The organism is Streptomyces sp. MST-110588 (assembly GCF_022695595.1).
Lineage (GTDB): Bacteria > Actinomycetota > Actinomycetes > Streptomycetales > Streptomycetaceae > Streptomyces.
The window spans coordinates 2646235-2660663 of sequence record NZ_CP074380.1; the positions used below are offsets into that span (position 1 = coordinate 2646235).

Below are 14429 nucleotides of genomic sequence, written 5' to 3' on the forward strand. Positions count from 1 at the left end.
GTTCCCGGGCAGGAGACGAACAAGAGGGGCGGGTAGAGCCGTGGAATTCACTGCCGGCGGACGGCTGGAGGTCCGTATCAACCGTGCTGACGTGGGCAAAAGGGTATCTGTCCGGCGCCGTACCGGCACTGCCCCGGGAGCCGGCGGCTTCACCGACACCGTCGGTGTCCTCACGTCCTGGGACGCGGGTGTGCTGAGCATCACACGACGGGACGGGGAGTCCGTCCGGATCGAGGAGTCGGCTCTGGTGGCGGGCAAGGTGGTGCCCGCGGCGCCGGCCCGCCGCCGGGGCCCCGCCGCCGGCGCCCGGGAACTGGACCGCGCCGCCGCCCGCGCCTGGCCGCCCGTGGAGAGCGCGCGGATCGGGGAGTGGGAACTGCGCGCGGCCGGCGGCTTCACCCGCCGCGCCAATTCCGTGCTGCCGCTGGGCGGTCCCGGTATGCCGCTGGACGCGGCCCTGGACCAGGTACGGGCCTGGTACCGGGAGCGTGGACTGCCCGCGTACCTTCAGGTCAGTACGGGTGCGGCGGACACCCAGGAGCGGCTGGCGGCCGAGCTGGCGAGCCGCGGGTGGACGCGGGAGGCGGTGACGGAGGTGCGGGTGGCGGCACTGGCACCGCTGGCGGACACCACCGCGGACCTGACGCGGGTGACTCTCTCGCGCGACATCGGCCCGGCGTGGCTGCGGCGCTACCGGCGCTCGGCCCGGCCCTCCCCCGAGGTGCTCCAGGTGCTGCGCGGCGGGCCGTCGGTGTGGTTCGCGAGCGTGGCGGGGCCGGACCAGGGCAACGGGACGGATCCGCACGGCACGGAGGAGGTGGAGGGCACCGGCGGGGCGGCGGCGCCCGTCGCGATCGGCCGCTGTGTGGTGGACGGGCGGTGGGCCGGGTTCGCGGCCGTCGAGGTCGATCCCGCCCACCGGCGGCGGGGACTGGCCACCGCCGTGATGGCCGCCCTGGCCCGCAAGGCCCTGGACGAGGGCGCCTCGGCCGCGTATCTCCAGGTGGAGGCGGACAACGACAGCGCCCGCACGTTCTATGACGGCATGGGTTTCACCACCCATCACTTCCACCACCATTGGCGCGCCTCCCAGGGAGGTGCCCACTGAACGGGTACGACCCTGCTATGCATCCGGACCCCGACCCGAACCCGGGCCCCCACCCCGAGCCGGACGGCGGATCGGCCGCCCGGCGGCGGCAGTTCGCGCGGGCCGCCCGCGAGGAGCGGCCCGACCTCGCGCTGCTGTGCCTGCTCATCGCCGCGGAGGCCGACCCCGCGCTGGACGGGGCCGGGATCGACGCGGCGCAGATCGAACTCGACCGGCTGGCCGGCCTGCTCCCGTACGCGCCGTCCGGCGGCCCCCGCCCCTGGGCCCGTAACGTCGCCGAACTCCTCGGCACCCGGTTCGGCTTCCGGGGCTCGCCCGCGGACTACCGGCGCCTGGAGTCCTCGCTGCTCCATGAGGTGCTGCGGCGCCGGCGCGGGCTGCCGATCCTGCTGTCGGTGGTGTGGATGGAGGTGGCGCGACGGGCCGGGGCGCCGGTGTACGGGGTGGCGCTGCCGGGGCACTTCGTCGTGGGTTTCGGGGATCCGTACGGGCGGTACGTGCTGGCCGACCCGTTCGACGGCGGGCGGCTGCTGACCGACGAGGACGCGGCGGTGCTGGTCGCGGGCGCCACCGGGGCGCCGCTGACCGCGCAGATGCTCACCCCCGCCGGGCCGCTGGAGATCGCGCTGCGGGTGCTGAACAACATCCGCGCGTGGGCGGCGGCCCGGCCCGAGCGCAGCGATGTGCAGCTTTGGGCGGTGGAGCTGTCGCTGCTGCTGCCGAGCCGTCCGGCGCGGCTGCGTCATGAGCACGCCGAACTGCTGGTGCAGCGCGGCGACTTCCTCAAGGGGGCGGCGGAACTGGAGGAGTACGCGCGGATCGTGGAGCCGGTCGAGCCGGCGACCGCGCGGGCGGTCCGCCGTCAGGCCGCCGCGGCGCGGGCGATGCTCAACTGAGCCACGTCGCCCGGCCGGACCCCGCCGGAACCCGCACCGCTCAGCCGCACCGCGTCACCCGCACCTCGACATGCACACCACGTCACCCGCGCCGCCGCGCCTCACGGCTCCCGCCTCCCGGCGTACCCGCGCCTCACGGCTCCCGGCGTACGACCAGGAGCGTCGCGTCGTCCTTCAGCTCGCCGCCGGAGAAGTGCTCCAGGTCCGCGCGCAGGGTCCGGGCCAGCTCGGCCGGCTCCAGGTGCGTCCAGCGGGCCAGCCGCTCGCGCAGCGGGTAGAACGACCCGTCCGCGCCGCGGGCCTCGGTCACCCCGTCGGTGCACAGCAGGATCCAGTCGTCCGCCAGCGGCTCGATCTCCACACCGCGCCGGGGCTCGCCGGTCAGCGTGCCGAGCCCCAGCGGCAGCGCGCCCTCGCCGTCGGTGCACTCGATGATCTCGCCGTGGCGGAAGCGGAAGTAGGAGATGTGCCCGCAGGACAGCGCGCGGGCCCCGTCCTCGCGCAGCTCCAGCAGCAGTGCGGTGGCGAAGCGCTCCTGGGCGCCGTGCTCGACCGACTGGGTGTTGTAGCGGGTCAGTGCCTGCTCCATGCGCTCGGCGACGACCTCCAGCGCCTCCTTGTGATGGGCCGCCTCGCGGAAGGACGCCAGGATCTCGTGGCCCGCGCCGATGGCGGGCACGCCCTTGCCCTGGACGTCGCCGATCATCACCCGCCGGCCGAACGGGGTGTCCACCGCCTCGTATATGTCGCCGCCGACCCGGGCGCCCTCCTGGGCGGAGACGTAGAACCCGAAGGCCCGCAGCGGTCCGGCGGTCAGCGGCAGCTCGCGCATCATCGCCCGCTGGACGACGTCGGCGACCAGGCTGGTGCGCGCGTACAGGACCTCACGCTCCAGCCGGATGCGGCACAGCACGATCGAGAAGACGGCCACCAGCACCGCGCCGAAGACACCGACCACCCTGCTGGCCGTCGCCCAATGGGTGAGGGTGAACAGGTAGGTGTAGGTCAGACACAGGACGTAGACGGTGGCCACGACCACCGAGCAGGGGCGGGAGCAGCGCAGCGCGCCGATCAGCGGAATGATGCCCAGGAACAGGGCGAGGTGGGTGTCGGGGCCCAGCATCGCGTCCACGGCCGTGATGGCGACGAGGACGGCGATCAGGCCCAGGGAGAAACCCCGGCCGGTGTTCGCGGCGCCCGTGGCCGCTCGGGAGGCAGGCATAACACCATTCAGCCTGCGTCACACCGTGCACCGGCGCCCAGAGGCGAAAGTCCCCGCGGGCGTGTCGCAGGGCGTGTCGCCGGGCCTGTGGGGACCCGGACGCCGGTCCCCGGGGCCCCCTCCGGGCCGCCTCCGGTTACAGCCAGCCCTTGTCGCGCGCGGTGCGGGCCGCCTCGGCGCGGTTGCGGGCACCCGTCTTCTGGATGGCCAGGGAGAGGTAGTTGCGGACGGTGCCCTGCGAGAGGTGCAGGGCACGGGCTATCTCGGCGTTGGTGGAGCCGTCGGCCGCCGCGCGCAGCACCTCGCGCTCCCGGTCGGTGAGCGGGCTGGCACCGTCGGCCAGGGCCGCCGCCGCCAGCACCGGGTCGATGACCCGCTCGCCGCGCAGCACCCGCCGTACGGCGTCGGCGAGCTGCGCCGCCGGGGCGTCCTTGACGAGGAAGGCGTGTGCGCCGGACTCCATCGCCCGGCGCAGATAGCCGGGGCGGCCGAAGGTGGTGAGGATGACGACCTTCAGGTCCGGGAACTCGCCGCGCAGCAGCGCGGCGGCGTCCAGACCGCTCATGCCGGGCATTTCGATGTCCAGCAGGGCGACGTCCACGTCGTGGGCGCGGACCGCCGGCAGCACGTCGTCGCCGCGGGCCGCCTGCGCCACCACCTCCAGGTCCTCCTCCAGTCCCAGCAGTGCGGCGAGCGCCTCCCTGACCATGGACTGGTCCTCGGCCAGCAGGAGTCTGATCATGCCGTCAGCCTAGTGCCGCGCACGGGCCCGCCTCACCCCGCCGGCCCGGTCTCCGGGCTTTCGGTGGCGGCCGGTCCGGGCGGGCCGGGAGCGGGCACGGCCGGGGTGGCCGCTTCGGGGCTCGCCGCGACAGGAGATGCGCTCAGCGGTACGTACGCGCGCAGGGCGAAGCCCCGCCCGCGAGGTGCGGGGCCGGTCTCCAGCCGGCCGTCCGCCAGCGCCAGCCGCTCCCGCAGGCCGCTCAGGCCGTTGCCCTCGTGCGGTTTGCCGCGCGGCGGCCCGTCCCCGTCGTCCAGCACGGCCAGGCACAGATAGCGGCGCTCGTCGGCCTCCCACTCCTCGGTGAGGAGGATCTCGCAGCGTCCGGCGCCGCTGTGCCGTACGACATTGGTGACGGCCTCCCGCAGCGCCCACGCCAGCGCGCCCTCCTCCTCCCTCGCAAGCCCCCGGTGCCCGGCCTCCAGCGCCGGGTCGACGGCGGCGTTCACGCCCGCGGTGCGCAGTGCGGCCCGCGCCCCGGCCAGTTCGACGGCCAGCCGGGGACGCCGGTAGCCGGTGACGGCTTCCCGGACGTCCACCAGGGCCTGCCGGCTGACCCGCTCGATGTCCCGCACCTGCCGGGCCGCCTCCTCGGGCCGCTGCGGCAGCATCCGCCCGGCCAGCTCGCTCTTGAGCGTGATCAGGGAGAGCGAGTGGCCGAGCAGGTCGTGCAGGTCGCGGGCGAGCCGCAGCCGCTCCTCGTTGGCGGCGAGCCGGGCGACCTCCTCGCGCGCGGCCCTCAGCTCCTTGGTCGTATGGATCAGGTACTGGACGCCGATCATCGTGTAGCCGCTGCCCAGGCACGGCAGCCCGTAGGCGAGGAGGTAGTAGGGCCATGCCTCGGGCAGGCACGCGCCGACGCCCACCAGCACCAGGGTGGTCAGCGGGACCAGCCACCGCGACAGCCGCCAGGGCATGACCATGGCGGCGGCCACGGAGGTGAAGATGAACAGCACCAGCCAGGGCGGGCCGAGCGTCAGGGACAGCGCGACGCACAGGACCGTGAGCACCGCCAGCCCCGGCTGCTTGAGCCGTTCCCCCAGGACGCCCCGCATGTGCCGGGAGATCAGCAGCAGGTAGGTGGTGACGAAGGAGGCGAGCCCGAGCGCGCCCCACAGCCGTTCGACGGTCGTGGTGTGGTTGACGAACAGGTCCCACACCGGCCCCGCGGCGTAGAGCAGCCAGATGGCCGCCACCATCGTCTTGCCGATGGCCTGGCGCCGGTTGCGCGGCGCCTGCCCCATCATCATGGGGTTGCGGTCGTCCGGCTCGCACTGCGCCTTCACGGGCTCGCTCTTCACGGGCTCATGCCTTCTTCGTCCTCACGGGGTCACGCCTTGCGGGTGTCCTTGCGGTACAGCCAGGCCGCGGCGCCGGCGAAGACCACCAGGTAGCCGAGGAGGATGGCGATGTCCTTGACGTGCGGCGCGCTGCCTGCCTCGACGGCCCTGCCGAGCGCCGCGTACGCGTTGCTGGGTACCCACTCGGCGATGTCCTGGGCCCACTTCGGCAGCACCGTCAGCGGCATCCAGAGCCCGCCGAGGAAGGACAGTCCGAAGTAGACCAGCATGGAGATCGGGCGGACGGTGTCGGCGTTGGCCAGGTAGCCGATGGCGACGCCCAGGGCGGCGAAGGCGAAGCTGCCGAGCCAGGTGCAGGCCAGGACGGCGAGCCACTGCCAGGCTTCCAGCCGTACGCCGTTGACCACCGCCGCGACGATCATGACCAGGACGATCGTCGGCAGGCTGATGGCCGCGGCGGCGCCCATCTTGGCGGCGACGTAGCCGCGTCCGGGCAGGGCGGTCAGCCTTAGCTGCCGTACCCAGCCGTTGGCGCGCTCCTTGGCGATCCGCTCGCTGTTGCCCAGCAGCACGGCCGTCATGGCGCCGAAGGAGGCCATGGACACCATGAAGTACAGGCCCATGTCCAAGGTGGTCCCCGGCATCGGCGTGTGGTCCGCGCGGCCCGCGATGAGCAGGTAGAGCGCCGACGGGTAGATCACCGAGAAGAACAGGAACATCTTGTTGCGCAGCGCGCGGGCGATCTCCAGCTTGATCAGCGTGGTCATCGGGCTGCCTCCTCAGCGCTCGCGGCGTCGGTGATGGCGATGAACGCCTGTTCCAGGCCCAGGCCCGCGACCTCAAGGTTGCGCGGGTACAGGCCCATCGCGTACAGCGCGTGCACGGTCGCGTCGGGGTCCTTGGACTGCATACGGACCGTCTGGCCCGATATCTCCACCGAGGTCAGGAACGGCAGGCCGCGCAGCGCGGCCCGGTCGACCGGCTCCTGGAGGTCGAAGGCGATCCGGCGGGCCCCGGCCCTGGCCTTGATCTCCGCGGCGGTCCCGTCGGCCAGCACCCGTCCCCGGTGCAGCACGACCACCCGGTCGGCGACCTCGTCCGCGTCTTCGAGGTAGTGGGTGGCGAACAGGACCGTACGGCCCTGCTCGGCCTGGGCCCGGATCGAGCCCCAGAACGCCTGCCGGGCGCTGACGTCCATGCCGGTCGTCGGCTCGTCCAGGACGATCAGGTCGTTGGCGCCGGCGGTGGCCAGGGCGAAGCGGACCCGCTGCGCCTGGCCGCCGGAGAGCTTGTCGACCATGCGGTCGGCGATGTCGGTGATCCCGGCGTCGGCCAGCACCTGGTCGACGGGGTGGGGGCGCGGGTGGAGATCGCAGGCGAGCTTGACCAGCTCCCTGACCCGTACGGACTCCATCAGGCCGCCGCTCTGCAGCATCGCACCGACCTTGCCCTGCTCGATGGCGCGCTGCGGGGTGGTGCCGAACAGCGACACCGAGCCGGAGTCGGGCGTACGCAGGCCCAGGAGCAGGTCGAGGGTGGAGGACTTGCCGGCGCCGTTCGGGCCGAGCAGGGCGACGGTCTGGCCGGCCCGCAGCTCCAGACTCAGACCGGATACGGCGCGTACGGTGCCGTAGCTCTTGGTGACCTGCTGGAAGCTGACCACGGGCGGTGGCGCGCCGTGGCTGCCGCGGGTGGCGGCCGGGGAGGGGGCTGTGCTCGTCATGCCTTCAGCTTCGCCGGTACCGGGGGGCGTCCGGCAGTGTCGGACGTCTGGACTCGGCGATGACAGATGTCATGGGGGATGTCCCCTAGGGGTCCCTAAGGGTCCCGGGGGACACATGGGTGCGGGGCGGTGGCGGCCGTGGGCTCCGGGGGCCCGCCGTGGGTCCCCCGGAGCGGTGGGTCAGTTGCCGTTCGTCAGGATGGAGACGGTCCGGTCGGCGGGGGTGGTGCCGCGCAGCGCCTTGCTCAGCGCCGCGGCCACGTCCTGCGGAAGAACCTCCCGCTTGCCCTGGGCGGACTGGACGGTGACACCGGTGAAGGCGTTGCCGTACAGCTCCTGGAGCACCTTGAGGTCGTAGTGCTCCGTCAGCGCGCCGTTGACCGCTGTCATCGACAGGAACTTCGGGATCGACTTCTGCGGGCTGAACAGGACCCGGTGGCCGGGGCCCGCCTCGATGGTGACCAGGCCCGACATCGCGGGCTCGGCGAACTCCTTCATCGCCTTGTCGACCGCGGCCCTGCCGACCTTCGGCTGCTGCTCGGTGGCGGTCAGCGTCAGCGGCGTGTCCTTGCCGGTCATGGCGCGCTGACGGTACGCCTCGGCGATCTTCTTGCGGGACGCGGCGACGTCCACCGCCTTGTACGGGGTCCCGTAGTGCGGCACCGCCTTGCCGTCCTCGAAGGTGATCGAGCCCTCCTTGGCGTTGCCCGCCGGGGAGGCCAGGGCCTGGAGGGCGCTGGTGAGCTTCTCCTCGTCCACGATCATCGCGGGCTGGGCCGTCCGCTTGCCGCCGAAGAGCGAGCTGATGACCGAGACCGGGTTGTAGTCGCGGCCCTCCGCGTCCCGGACGGTGGCCTGGGTGTTGATGTCCAGGCCGGCCTTGGCCGGGTCCAGGGACTGCTCCTTGCCGTCGACCACCAGCTTCAGCGGCTGCGTACGGCGGTCCTTCAGGGCCGCGTCGAGCCGCTTGACGGCGTCGTCCTTGCTGGCGCCGCCGATGTCGACGCCCAGCGCGGTGGTGCCGTTGGGGACGTCGGCGTGGTCGAGCAGCAGTCCGGCGCCGTACGCGACACCGGCCAGGCCGACGAGGCCCACGGCCAGCAGGACGATCTTGCTCCGGCCCTTCTTCTTGGGCGGGTTGATCGGCTCGGGAATCTTGGGGAGCGTACCGGCGGGGCGGCCGGTGCCGGTGCCGGTGGCCGGGCCGGGCGGGAAGGGCGCGGGCGGGGTGTCGGCCGACGGGACCGCCGGGATGCCGCCGACCAGCGTGTCGCCGGACACCCGGTCACCGCTGCCGCCGGTCCCGGTTCCGGTCCCTGCTCCGGGCCCGCCGGCGAATCCCGGTCCGTTCGCGGGGCCGTTTCCGGTTCCGGGCGCGGCTCCGTTCCCGGGCCCGGCGGGCTTGCCGCCCTTGCCTCCCTTGCCGCGCTTGCCGCCGCCGTTGCCGCCACGCCGCGAGCCGCCGTTCCGGTCCGCCTTCTGTCCCGGCCCGGGGATCTCGGCGTCCGGGCCCTTGGGGCCGCCCGGCTCGGCGCCGCCCGCCTTGGGACCGGTGGGGGTACCGCCGGCGACACCGCCCGCGATGCCCGCGCCGGTGCCCGGGCCGCCGCCCGGGGCCGCCGGCGGCGGGGCGGGCGACTGCGGGGTGAGCACCGCGGTGTCATCGCTCATGCGGGGCGTGTTCTCGCCGCCCGGGCCGCTGAAGCCCGGCGGCGGGTCGAGCCTCATGTCGCCGCCGGCCGGGCCGGTCGTCGGGCCGCTGGGAGCGGCCGGGCCGTGGGAGAACGGCGCGGTCGGCGCCGGTCCCGCGGGGGCGTCGAAGGGGCTGGGTCCGGCCGAAGGGCCGGCCGGCGCGTCGAACGGGGACGCGCCGCCCTGCGAGGGGCCGCCGCCCTGCGAGGGACCGCCGTCCAGCGGGGACCCCCCGCCCTGCGCGGAGCCGTTGTCGGAGAAGTAGGGCAGGTCGGGGCGGCGCGGCGACGCGGGCCGGCCGGCCGCGGGCGCCGAAGCGGCCCCCGGCGCGGAGGTTCCGGGCGCAGAGGTTCCGGGCGCGGAAGCACCCGGCGCGGAGGCACCCGGCGCACCCTTCGTGCCGGACGAACCGGCGGAGGTGGCCGGCTTGCGGGGCGAGAACCAGTCACTGGTGGTCTTCTCGGCCGGGGCACTCTTGGGCGTCTCGGCCGCTGCCGGGGCGTCGGGCCGCGGCGCGCCGCCCGTACGCTCCGTACCTCGCTCGGGCCCGCCGGCCGGGCCGGTGGCGCCGGGCCCGGTGGACCCGCCGGACCCTGCGGAACCGGACGATCCACTCATTCCGGCCTCCTCGCCGACGGGCTTGCGCACGACGACGGGCGGAATGGGGCGCGACCCCGGAATGTTGATCTTGATCCGCGTCGTCAGCGTGGTCTCGGTCTTCTGGTCCTCCGGCTTCGCCGCGGCACCGGCCGCCGCGGCCTCGTCGGCCTCCTCCCGAGGCGTTCCGTACGGCGGCGTCCCCGACGGGTACGCGGCACCGCCGCGGCCCTGGGGGCCGGAGGTCGAACTGTCAGATTCACGACTCAAAGCAGGTTCTCCCGGTTGGCTCCGCCGCTCGTCAGTAAGGTGCTTGGGCGGCTCGGCGGCGCGCACCACCATACTGTCCGCCGCCCAGGGGCATCCGGAGAGCGTACGGACGTCCCTGATACGGACCATGGCGCGGCACCGGAACAGATCACCCCGGTCAGCGCGTCATCGGCCAAGTCGGGCCGCCCGCGCGTTCGCCGAACGGATCTGCGCGGTGGTGGCACAGATCACAGCCACGACGATGCCGCCCAACAGGAAGACGTACGAGCCCAGTCCGGCGCCGAAGAGGAAGTCCCCCTCAGGGCGGGTGTCGCTGAGCAGGATGACGGCCACCAGCCAGCCGGCGCCCGGCGCCAGCACCCCGGCCGTCGTCCCGGTCAGTTTTCCGCCACCGTAAAAGAGGCCGCCGGCGCCGAGCAGTGCGAGTAGCAAGCCGCCCGGGAACCACGCGGCTTGGACGAGCGCGCCGGCGGCGGCGACCAGCGCACCGACCACCAGCAGGAGCACATACGTTCCCAGGCGGCCGGGGGACGGAGAGGCGGCCGGGGGCGTGCCGGGCGCCGACGGGCCCGACGGCCGTGCCGCGCCCTTCCCACGCGCCGCGCCCTTCCCGCCGCCTTCGCCGGCCACCGGTCCGGCCCCGGCGCCCTCCTTGGCCCCAGCACCCTCCTTGGCCCCGGCACCCGCCGTGACCCCGCTGCCCGTCCCGGCGCGGGTGCGCCTGGCCCCGCCGCCGGTTCCGCCCGTACGGCCGTTGCCCGGCCCGCCCTTCGCCGCGCCCTGCGATGCGCTCATACCGCCGCCTCCTCGATGCCCGCGAAGAGATCATCCTCGCGTCCGCCGTCCGCCACGCCCGCGACGCCCCGTACGAGCCGGTAGTGCTCGTCCGCGAACAGCGGCTGCCCGAGGTCGTTGGAGAGCGCGAAGAAGGGGCCGTCGACCGCGATCTGGGTGGCGTGCGCCCGCATGGCAGCCGCCTTCGCCGCCCCGTACACCTCGCCGCCCGCGATCGTCGCCGTGACCTCGGTGTCCGCCACCACTCCCGGTACGTCCTCCACCGAGGCGATGCCCGGGAAGGAGCGGCCGGCCGCGCGCAGCCGCGCGAAACCCTCCTCGACCGCCGAGCGAGGGTTGCAGTTCCAGTAGATCTTGCGGATCGTGTGCGGCTCGCCCAGCTCCGGGCGGTGGTGCGGGTCGGCGGCCAGATCGGCGGCGCGCATCGCCACCCGGTGCGCCTGGATGTGGTCCGGGTGCCCGTATCCCCCGTCGGGGTCGTACGTCACCAGAACCTGCGGACGCACCTCCCTGATGACCTCCACCAGATGCCCGGCGGCCTCGTCCGGGTCGGCCTGCCAGAAGGCGCCCGGCCGGTCGTTCTGCGCCGCGCCCATCATCCCGGAGTCGCGGTAGCGGCCGGCGCCGCCCAGGAAGCGGTGGTCGTGGACCTTGAGCGCCTTCATGGCGGCGGCCAGTTCGCCGATGCGGTGCGGGCCCAGGGCGTCGTCCCGGTCGGGCGCGAGGTGGGCCAGCTCGGCCGGGATCACCTCGCCCTCCTCGCCGAGGGTGCAGGTCACCAGCGTGACCAGGGCGCCCTCGTCCGCGTATTTGGCCATGGTGGCGCCGTTATTGATCGACTCGTCGTCCGGATGCGCGTGCACCAAGAGCAGACGGCGGGGGGGAAGGTCGGTCATGGGGACAGCGTACGAGCCGCGTGCCGCCGCCCACGAGCCGGACGGCGGCGCGCAGGAGCCGGACCGGCACCGAAAGGCCGGTCCGGCTCCTGCGCGCCGCCGGTGCCCGTGGCGGGCCGGGTGTGCCCGCCCGCGGTCAGAACCTGATGCCGCCGAGCATTCCCGCGACGTTCGTCGTCAACTGCTTGATCGTCGGCGCGATGGACGAGCTGGCCAGATAGAAGCCCAACAGCATGCACACCAGCGCGTGTCCCAGCTTCAGCCCGGACTTCTTCACCAGCAGGAAGACGACGATCGCCAGCAGCACCACCGCTGAAATCGAGAGTGCCACGGCGGTTCACCTCCAAGTACGCGCGGTCGGTACAGCATTGGGCGGCGCGGGGACGGGTCGGCGGCCCCGCCGGGCAAGGGGATGTCACAGGCTCCATACCCCGTACCCACTGTGCGCAAGGGATCATAACTTTCCGTGCTCGTGCATATGTCGGTGCACGGGAGCAGAACGGGGGCGCACGAGATCGCCGCGAGCGTGTCCACCGTATGCCGGAGCCCCGGCACTTTGTGGAACCCGGCGTGGGCGCGGCGGGCACCCTGGGCCCTGTCGTCGAAGTAGCGTCGTCCGCCCGGAGCCGACGAGATTTTGACGACCGGGCCCCTAGGCTCTCCGCATGACCGGACAGCTCTCATTTCCCCGGCAACACGCCCGCACCCAACGCTTTTCCCTGGGCTCACCGCGTGGCTTCGCGGTCTCGCCGGACGGACGTCGCGTCACCTTCATCAGGTCCCGGACCGGTATCGATCGAGCGAATCTGCTGTGGGTCCTTGACCTGGACGAAGGCAGGGAGTTCGCGGTCGCCGACCCCGTGACCCTGCTCGCCGGGGCGGCCGAGGAACTCTCCCCCGAGGAGCGGGCGCGCCGCGAACGGACCCGCGAGGGATCGGCGGGGGTCGTCAACTACGCGGTGGACGCCGCGGTGGAGTTGGCCGCCTTCACCCTCTCCGGACGGCTGTTCGTCTCCGAACTGCGGGCCGGCACCACGCGCGAACTTCCCGTACCCGGTCCTGTCGTGGACCCCCGCCCGTCCCCGGACGGCCGTCACGTCGCATATGTATCGATGGGGGCCCTGCGGGTCGTCGCCACCGACGAAAGACCCGCGGAGCCGGACGCGACGCCGGCCAGCAGCACGCCCGGCAGCGACGCACCCGGAAGGGGCTCGCCCCACGGCGGCACTCCCGGCAGCGGCCTGGCCGAAAACCGACCATCCGGCGGCGGGCAGCACCGTACGGCCACGCCCGCCGGCCACCCGCTGCGCGACCGCGTCCTGGCCGAGCCCGACGGCCCCGGCGTCACCTGGGGACTCGCCGAGTTCATCGCCGCCGAGGAGATGGCCCGCCACCGCGGCTTCTGGTGGTCGCCCGACAGCGACCGGCTCCTGGCCGCCCGGGTCGACGAGTCGGCGGTGCAGCGCTGGTGGATCGCCGACCCCGCCCGCCCCGACCGGCGCCCCTCCGAGATCACCTATCCGGCGGCCGGCACCCCCAACGCCGATGTCGGCCTGGCCCTGCTCGACCTGGACGGCGGGCGTACGGACGTCGTCTGGGACCGCGAACGCTACCCCTACCTCGCGCGGGTCCACTGGTCCGCCGCGGGCCCGCCGCTGCTGCTGGTGCAGACCCGCGACCAGCGCGAGCAGCGTTACCTGACGGTCGACACCGCGACCGGGGCGACCAGCACCCTGCTCGTCGAACAGGACCCGGCGTGGCTGGAACTGCACCCCGGGGTGCCGGCCTGGACGCCGGACGGACGCCTGGTGCGGATCGCGGACGAGGACGGCGCGCGGAAGCTGTTCGTCGACGGCCGTCCGCTGACCGCGGCGCCGCTGCACGTACGGGCCGTCCTGGACATCGGCGAACAGGACGTCCTGTTCTCGGCGAGCGGCCGGGACAACCACGACATCGGCGTGTACCGCGCCTGCTACCGCCACGTCGGCGACGACGGGCACGGGACCGTGGACGAGGCAGGGGACGAGGCAGGGAGCCACGGCCGGCACACCACACCGCCCGCCGAAGCGGCCAAGGCGGCCAAGGCGGCCGAAGCGGCGCAAGGCTGGGAGCGGGTGGCCGCACGCCCGTACCCGTCCGTCTCCTCCGCCGTACGGGCCGGTGAGATCACCGTGCTCTCCCATCTGTCCGCCGAGCACCCGCGGACCGAGGTCGAGGTGGTACGGCTGACCGCGGACGGCACCGGCACGCCGCTGGCCGCCATCGGCTCGTACGCCGAAACCCCGGTGATCACCGCCCGCCCGCGCTTCGTGACGGCCGGCGAGCGGGAGATCCCCTGCGCGGTGCTGCTGCCGACCGGGTACCGGGACGCCGACGGCCCGCTGCCGGTCCTCATGGACCCTTACGGAGGGCCGCACGGACAGCGTGTGGTGGCCGCGCACAACGCCCACCTCACCTCTCAGTGGTTCGCCGACCAGGGCTTCGCGGTGATCGTGGCGGACGGCCGGGGCACCCCGGGCCGCTCACCGGCCTGGGAGAAGGACATCTGCCGGGACGTGGCGGCCAAGGCCCTCCAGGACCAGATCGACGCGCTGCACGCACTGGCCGGCAGCTTCCCCTTGGACCTGGGCCGGGTCGGCATCCGCGGCTGGTCCTTCGGCGGGATGCTGGCCGGGCTGGCGGTGCTGCGCCGCCCCGACGTCTTCCACGCGGGTGTGGTGGGCGCGCCGGTCACCGACCAGCGGCTGTACGACACCCACTACACGGAGCGCTATTACGGCCACCCCGACCAGGACCCGGAGGTGTACCGCGTCAACTCCCTCGTGGACGACGGCGGTTTGGTGGAGGCCGCCGATCAGCACCGGCCGATGCTGATCATGCACGGGCTGGCCGACGACAACGTGGTCGCCGCGCACACCCTGCGGCTGTCCTCGGCGCTGCTGGCCGCGGGCCGCCCGCACGAGGTGCTGCCGCTGTCGGGCGTCACCCACATGACACCGCAGGAGCAGGTGGCGGAGAACCTCCTGCTGCTCCAAGTCGCGTTCCTCAAGCGGTCCTTGGGGATGTCCTGAGCGACCCCGCGGGACACCGGCGTACGGACCGCCGGACGAACCCGTGACCACCTGCCGGCCGGGACCCCGTGGAGGCG

At 73.8% G+C, this 14429-nt stretch carries 12 protein-coding genes; 3 read left to right on the forward strand and 9 right to left on the reverse strand.

Annotated features, from left to right (window positions below):
- Positions 1-40: 40 nt before the first annotated feature.
- Positions 41-1108, forward strand: a complete 1068-nt coding sequence (locus KGS77_RS11515) for a GNAT family N-acetyltransferase (protein WP_242580745.1) — start codon at positions 41-43, stop codon at positions 1106-1108.
- 17 nt (positions 1109-1125) lie between these two features.
- Positions 1126-2004, forward strand: a complete 879-nt coding sequence (locus KGS77_RS11520) for a transglutaminase-like domain-containing protein (protein ID WP_242580747.1) — start codon at positions 1126-1128, stop codon at positions 2002-2004.
- A 133-nt stretch (positions 2005-2137) separates the two neighbouring features.
- Here KGS77_RS11520 and KGS77_RS11525 read toward each other — a convergent pair whose 3' ends face one another.
- The 9 genes from KGS77_RS11525 to KGS77_RS11565 all read right to left on the reverse strand — a co-directional run bounded on the left by KGS77_RS11525 (position 2138) and on the right by KGS77_RS11565 (position 11612).
- Positions 2138-3226, reverse strand: coding sequence for a PP2C family protein-serine/threonine phosphatase (locus KGS77_RS11525; RefSeq protein ID WP_242580749.1), 1089 nt, complete (start codon positions 3224-3226; stop codon positions 2138-2140).
- Between the two features lie 136 nt (positions 3227-3362).
- Complete coding sequence (locus KGS77_RS11530; RefSeq protein WP_242580751.1) at positions 3363-3968, reverse strand: response regulator transcription factor; 606 nt, start codon at positions 3966-3968, stop codon at positions 3363-3365.
- 32 nt (positions 3969-4000) lie between these two features.
- Positions 4001-5308 (reverse strand): sensor histidine kinase, encoded by a 1308-nt coding sequence (locus tag KGS77_RS11535; RefSeq protein ID WP_347404469.1) that lies wholly within the window; start codon positions 5306-5308, stop codon positions 4001-4003.
- Positions 5309-5337: 29 nt separating this feature from the next.
- Positions 5338-6075, reverse strand: a complete 738-nt coding sequence (locus KGS77_RS11540; RefSeq protein ID WP_242580753.1) for an ABC transporter permease — start codon at positions 6073-6075, stop codon at positions 5338-5340.
- On the reverse strand, positions 6072-7031 hold the full coding sequence (locus tag KGS77_RS11545) for an ABC transporter ATP-binding protein (protein WP_242580754.1): 960 nt from the start codon (positions 7029-7031) through the stop codon (positions 6072-6074). The genes KGS77_RS11540 and KGS77_RS11545 overlap by 4 nt, the downstream gene beginning before the upstream one ends.
- 180 nt (positions 7032-7211) lie before the next feature.
- Positions 7212-9590, reverse strand: coding sequence for a hypothetical protein (locus KGS77_RS11550; protein WP_242580755.1), 2379 nt, complete (start codon positions 9588-9590; stop codon positions 7212-7214).
- Between the two features lie 165 nt (positions 9591-9755).
- Positions 9756-10385: a DUF6113 family protein gene (locus tag KGS77_RS11555; protein ID WP_242580756.1), complete on the reverse strand. Its 630-nt coding sequence runs from the start codon at positions 10383-10385 to the stop codon at positions 9756-9758.
- Positions 10382-11281 carry an N-acetyl-1-D-myo-inositol-2-amino-2-deoxy-alpha-D-glucopyranoside deacetylase gene (gene mshB, locus KGS77_RS11560; RefSeq protein ID WP_242580757.1) on the reverse strand — a complete coding sequence of 300 codons (900 nt, stop codon included), beginning with the start codon at positions 11279-11281 and terminating at the stop codon, positions 10382-10384. Before mshB ends, KGS77_RS11555 begins: the two co-directional genes overlap by 4 nt.
- 136 nt (positions 11282-11417) lie before the next feature.
- Entirely contained in the window at positions 11418-11612 is a 195-nt protein-coding gene (locus KGS77_RS11565; RefSeq protein WP_242580758.1) for a hypothetical protein, read from the reverse strand.
- A 334-nt stretch (positions 11613-11946) separates the two neighbouring features.
- Here KGS77_RS11565 and KGS77_RS11570 point away from each other — a divergent pair, with 334 nt between their 5' ends.
- A complete protein-coding gene (locus KGS77_RS11570; RefSeq protein WP_242580759.1) occupies positions 11947-14352 on the forward strand; it encodes a prolyl oligopeptidase family serine peptidase in 2406 nt (801 codons plus the stop codon).
- Positions 14353-14429 lie beyond the last annotated feature (77 nt).